At 66.5% G+C, this 4,708-nt stretch carries 4 protein-coding genes and 2 pseudogenes; 1 reads left to right on the top strand and 5 read right to left on the bottom strand.

Features of this window, described 5'->3' with window-relative positions:
- Positions 1 to 188: 188 nt before the first annotated feature.
- The 4 genes and pseudogenes from KBI5_RS23990 to KBI5_RS23975 all read right to left on the bottom strand — a co-directional run.
- On the bottom strand, positions 189 to 545 hold the full coding sequence (locus KBI5_RS23990) for a DUF6788 family protein (protein ID WP_085016566.1): 357 nt from the start codon (positions 543 to 545) through the stop codon (positions 189 to 191).
- 20 nt (positions 546 to 565) lie between these two features.
- Complete coding sequence (locus KBI5_RS23985; protein ID WP_277870134.1) at positions 566 to 880, bottom strand: DUF5372 family protein; 315 nt, start codon at positions 878 to 880, stop codon at positions 566 to 568.
- A pseudogene (locus tag KBI5_RS23980) lies at positions 846 to 1,238 on the bottom strand (group II intron reverse transcriptase/maturase); the annotation flags it as partial. The gene KBI5_RS23985 and the pseudogene KBI5_RS23980, both read right to left, overlap by 35 nt.
- A gap of 666 nt (positions 1,239 to 1,904) precedes the next feature.
- Positions 1,905 to 2,090 (bottom strand): annotated as a pseudogene (locus KBI5_RS23975) (IS6 family transposase); the annotation flags it as partial.
- Between the two features lie 406 nt (positions 2,091 to 2,496).
- On the opposite strand from KBI5_RS23975, the gene KBI5_RS23970 reads away from it, so the two are divergent.
- Positions 2,497 to 3,501: an alpha/beta fold hydrolase gene (locus KBI5_RS23970; RefSeq protein WP_085016563.1), complete on the top strand. Its 1,005-nt coding sequence runs from the start codon at positions 2,497 to 2,499 to the stop codon at positions 3,499 to 3,501.
- A gap of 13 nt (positions 3,502 to 3,514) precedes the next feature.
- Here the strand turns inward: KBI5_RS23970 and KBI5_RS23965 are convergent, their stop codons facing one another.
- Complete coding sequence (locus KBI5_RS23965; RefSeq protein WP_085016562.1) at positions 3,515 to 4,324, bottom strand: class I SAM-dependent methyltransferase; 810 nt, start codon at positions 4,322 to 4,324, stop codon at positions 3,515 to 3,517.
- Between the last annotated feature and the right edge of the window lie 384 nt (positions 4,325 to 4,708).

Genomic DNA, 4,708 nt, shown 5'->3' with positions numbered 1-4,708 from the left:
CGGTGTGCTCCCGGACCTGCACCAGCGTCGACTGGCGCAGGTAGACCAGCGCCGCCCGCCGCCGATGCGACGTGGTGATCTTGTATTCGCCGTTCATTGTTCGCTCCCAGTGCGCTGGCCGTCATGTTCGCCACCACCTGCACCGCCTCGCGGCGGGCAGGTCCGGACAGAACGGCCACGGCCATCGCTCAGGTCAGCTCCCGGCGTGCCAGCAGCTCGACGTTGATCGCCGAGATCTCCGCCAGCGCCGCCTCGACCTCGACGCAACGGTCGAGGTAGCGGCGCACGAGGCCGACGAGGCGGGCCGGGACGTAGCGCAGCCGGCCGCGCTCGACCTGACGCGGACTGAAGTAGGCATACGGCCCGTGGCCGTCCCCRCCCGCGCACGAACAGCCCGGTTTGCCGCACCGGCGGTGCTGCTCGACAAGCGAACCGGCCAGCACCCACTGCGGGTCGCCGATCGCCTCGGCCAGCGCCCGTCGTCGCGCAAGAAGATCCTCCGTGCTCGTTGTGCCCAGATCTGCCGGAATCTTGGGTGGAGTCATCACACAAGAGAATGACACGGCTACTCACCGCTATCCACGACCTTGAGGGTGCGTGTCACCGCACCGAGCGCCGCCAGCCCGTCGACCGAGAGCCGGCCATCCTCCGTGGACAGACCACGGTCTGTCCACGCCGCCGGCAGCGTGATCTGACCCGAACCCGGCCGAACACAGACGAACAACGTCTCGCCCGCCCACCGCTTACTGAACAGGACGTCGAGTCGCTGACCGCGCAACGCGTGGAACGGATGGACAACAACAAGAGATTCCGAAGATCGACTGTCAGCTCCGGCAGTATGCCGTGACCGTCGGGATCCCCAGCCGGCGCATCCTGCCACCCGACTTCGGGATCATCCGTTCTCRCACGGGCAACGCGACGAACACGCCGGCCTTCAGGTCATCCCGCAGCTGGTCGAGGAACGCATCCTCACCACGGACCGCCCTGATGTAGTAGGCCGTCGCCCCGTCGACCCCCGCGGTGCGCGCACCACGGTTGGACCGCACCCGATCCCACGCGACCAGCAGAAACGCGGGATCGGCAACGAGGTTGAACAGATCATCGAACCGGCGACTCTCGTCCGTCGCCGCCCAACGGTGCAGCTTCGTCTGGATCCCCAGTACCCGTTCCTTTGCCTCGACGAGACTCAGGATCGGYGCGCCGGTATTCACCGGCGACCTCCTGGCCTTCCAGCCCATCGGCTGCGGACCTGCTGCCGTCCTTCGCCATGCGGCCGGCTTTCCCGACCTCGGACTACTACGACGGCTCCGCCCCGCACCGGCGCCATCGGCCGACGACGAGCCTTCCCACCCGCGGGCCTAGCTGGCCGGCACGGCGGGAGCACCGGTGCGGTTCCCACGTTCRCCATGGATTCCCTTGGCAGGGTCGGCGCCCAGCTATGCCCCAGCGGCCATCCACAGGTACGCCGCAGACCTTCCCCATGGCCACCCGATCGGACACAAGATCAGTCCGACCGGGCGCCCTGACGTAGGACGAAGACAACGTCAGGTTTCGCCGCAACCCAGCCCACATCCGCCAGGTTCGAGCTGGTGGTCTCACGCTTGAGGGGCTTTGTAACGCTGGTTCCTCACGTACGCCTTTCTGCCTCGCTAGCCGGACCCGGGCCGTCTGGCAGTACCGGCCCGTCCCGTCGTTGTCAGGGCTGCTTCCCGCCCTCCCCGGCGACTCCCGGATCAGGCTGCCCCCAGCTTCAACCGAGCTGCTGCGACAGCCCGGCGGTGACGGTCTCTCACCCCCACAGGAACCCACAGCGCCTCGTGGCGCACCTCGTCGACGAACCACCTGTCCCCAGGTCGGTGCCGACACGGCCGCGCGGCGTCGACCAGCAAGGGCGTGAAGCGCTGCACCCACCGGTAGATCGTGACGTGATCCACCTGTAGGCCACGTTCGGCGAGCAGCTCCTCGACATCCCGGTAGGACAGCGCGAACCGCAAGTACCAGCGGACCGCGAGGACGATCACCTCGGGCGGGAATCGGAACCCGGCGAACTCCGACGTCGGGACCGGTGGACAGCCACGACGTCGGCGCATCACTCGATCATGACTGATCGGCAGCCGCGGGACAGCGGATTCCGCCGATGCAACAGAGCCGTCCGTGACACGTGGTCCAGCCGTGCCCGCGCTCCCGCATACCGCCCTATACCAGGACCGATCATCCGAACCTGACAGAGCGGGCCAACCCCATCAAATCGCGTCCTTGCAAGAGCCCTGGGCGCCAAACTGGTGGCAAGCGCAGCCTGTTGACATATCGACGATCACGGGCACATAGTGTGCGTCGCCCCAGTATGACGCTGGCGCGAGCATAGTCATCTTCGGGCCCTCGGTGGCGCGGGTGTCGCGTGCCGGCGCCAGTAAATTCTCCCTCGTAGAAGCCGTCCTATTCGATGCGGAGCAGCGACCTGTGCCAGCCAAGCACGCAAGATGGAAGTCTCTAATCATGGCCGCGTTCACGGCGGCCGCGGCGTTGCTGGCGGTACCCGCCAGCGCGGACGCGGCAACCGCGAAACTGAGTTGCAAGGCGTACTCACTGCCAGTCCGACTCTCCGATACCGGCGAGGCAACGCAGACCATGTGGGGGGAGCTGTGCCAACCCCGGGGCCGCCGCCCCACCACGGTTCAGCTGCTGGTACATGGCGGGTATCACAACCACTCGTACTGGGATTTCCCTGTCGGCAACGGCTACTACTCGTACGTACATGCCGCGGTCGCGGCCGGGTACGCCACCTTCAACGTCGACCYGATCGGTGCGGGTAACAGCTCCCATCCTCAAAGCAGCCTGGTCACCGGCGACGCCGRTGCCGTCGCACTGCACGACGCCATCACCGCTCTACGAGACGGAACCCTCGATGGGCAGGCATTTCCAAAGGTGATCTGGGTCGGGCACGCCCTCGGCTCGTTCTACGCCTGGCGCGAGATCCCACGGTACGGCGACGTAGACGCGGCGATCCTGACGAGCGCGCTGAGCGGACACAACCTCGACCACGCGGCGACCGCGGTTGCGAACACGTACCCGGCGACCGAGGATCCGAAGTTCGCGAACTCCGGCTACGACGCGGGCTATCTGACCACCAAGCCGGGCACACGCGGCTCCATGTTCTTCTATCCGGCCACGGCCTCTCCGTCGGTCCTGACAAAGGACGAAGAACTCAAGGACGTCGTCCCCACCGCGCAGACCACGCCGGCGATACCGCCATACGGGATCCGGGTTCCGGTGCTCCTCGTCGCCGGTGCGCAGGACTGGCTGTTCTGCCAGGGGGTCACCCTCTACGACTGCGACGACCCGGGCAGCGTCCTCACCTACGAGTCGAGCTCCTACCTGCCTGAAGCAAAACTCCAGGTGGCCATGGTCCCCGGCACCGGTCACGACGTGGCGCTGGCGACGACGGCGCCGGTCACCGACTCCATTATGCTGCGCTGGGCCAAGGCCGTATCGGCCCCATAATGGTGGTGTGCCGTCAGGACGTGGGCAGTGTCGCGGTCACCACGACAGCGGTGTATTTCATGCCGAAGCTGCCCCCCATGGCGTCGATGGCGGCGCCGACCCCCGCCAGCACCTTGTCCAGCTTCTCAGGCGGGAACTGGCTGTGGTCCCCCTGYGTGGGTAGCTGGTCCAGCCATTCGTCCTTGCTGTAGACGTACTCCCAATCGAACTGCCACTGCTCGGGCTCACCGAAAACGCCGGCCTGGCGCAGACCGTCGATGGTTTTGATCAACAAAGGAGAGGAACTCGACGGAGGTGTCGGCGCGCTGTAGGCGCGAGCCGCCAGAGTGTCCGGCGCCACCTCGGCGTAAACTTCACCGAAGGCTTCGCGCACCTCTGCCGGAATTTCGGCGACGTTCCAGAAGACGGCCAGGCGTCCTCCCGGGCGCAGCACCGAAGCCGCCTTTTCCGCGCCCACCACGGGGTCCACCCAATGYCACGCCTGGCCCGAGATGACCCCGTCGAAGCGACGCCCCGCCGAATCCCATTCCTCGAACCTCGAGATCTCCACCTCAGTGCCCCGGCTCCGCGCGAAGGCCGCCATCCGCGCATCCGGCTCCACGCCGAGCACCAAACACCCAGCCGCCTGGAACTGGCGCGCCTCAATACCCGTACCCGCGCCCACATCCAGTAGCTCGACACCTTGGCAGGACCGCACGATGCGATTGACCAAATTATCCGGATAGCGCGGTCGAGTCCGATCATAGCGGTCGGAATCCACACCATACGATTCGGCCACGCGCCGCTGCTGATGGAGTTCACCTTCAAGTTTCGGAGTCGTCATGGCACGACCATAGTGGGCGCTCGCCCACTATGTCAATCAAGGTTCAGGCCGGACCGATATGAGGCCCACGGCCAGGGCTCCGGCAAGTTTGCCGATGAGCAGGCTGTCGGCGCCGCTCAGTGTTTCCGGTGGGGTTGCGTAGCGTGTCTCTGGCGCGCGGCCGTGGGCTTTATGGGTGCGGGCACAGCCCCTGGAGATCACGGAGGTTCCTACMCCGTCATGATCGCCCCGAGGTGCCATGCCCGTCGCACCAGCATTACTGCCTGCCCCTGTTCTCGATCGGCTGGCGGTCACCGTCACCGGCGGCACCCACCAGCCTCCGCCGCMGACGAGTCTGCTGGCGGTCTTCAGCCAGGTACCGGATCCGCGCAAACACCGTGGCAG

The sequence above is a fragment of the Frankia sp. KB5 genome (genome assembly GCF_002099325.1).
GTDB classification, from domain to species: Bacteria; Actinomycetota; Actinomycetes; order Frankiales; family Frankiaceae; genus Frankia; species Frankia casuarinae.
The sequence above is the reverse complement of the archived record's forward strand: the minus strand, read 5'-3'. Positions and strand labels throughout refer to the sequence as shown.